The sequence below is a fragment of the Halomonas sp. AOP5-B2-8 genome (assembly GCF_052376475.1).
Classification (GTDB): Bacteria; Pseudomonadota; Gammaproteobacteria; order Pseudomonadales; family Halomonadaceae; genus Vreelandella; species Vreelandella casei.
This window is the reverse complement of record NZ_JBQSVS010000019.1, coordinates 1-409: the sequence shown is the minus strand read 5'-3', so window position 1 is coordinate 409 and position 409 is coordinate 1. Positions and strand designations below refer to the sequence as shown.

Annotated in this window: 2 tRNA genes; both read left to right on the top strand. The window is 48.2% G+C overall.

From position 1 onward, the window contains the following. Positions 1–67: 67 nt before the first annotated feature. Positions 68–144 (top strand) — tRNA-Ile (locus ACT3RP_RS17890). Positions 145–249: 105 nt separating this feature from the next. After that, positions 250–325, top strand: a tRNA-Ala gene (locus ACT3RP_RS17885). Positions 326–409: the final 84 nt, after the last annotated feature.

The following is a 409-nucleotide window of genomic DNA, read 5'->3' as shown; positions in this document are numbered from 1 at the left end:
GTGATAGAGCAAACGGTAGTTAATTTAGTTGCTACAGGTTCCCAAGATCTGTAATGGCTGAATAGCCGGGTCTGTAGCTCAGTTGGTTAGAGCGCACCCCTGATAAGGGTGAGGTCGGCAGTTCAAGTCTGCCCAGACCCACCAAATTTTATCCAGCACTGCGTTATTTTATGACTCGCATAGCAGGCTATGCTTCGCCATAAAATGCCTTGTTCTGAATAAAATTACCCGGAAAAGTTATGTGTTAATGGGGCCATAGCTCAGCTGGGAGAGCGCCTGCCTTGCACGCAGGAGGTCAGCGGTTCGATCCCGCTTGGCTCCACCATTTAGTACTACTTCTTCACCTTAAATACCGTTTGTGAACGTTTCGTGACCATTGATAAGTCGCTGCGCTGTAGTCGCTATAAGG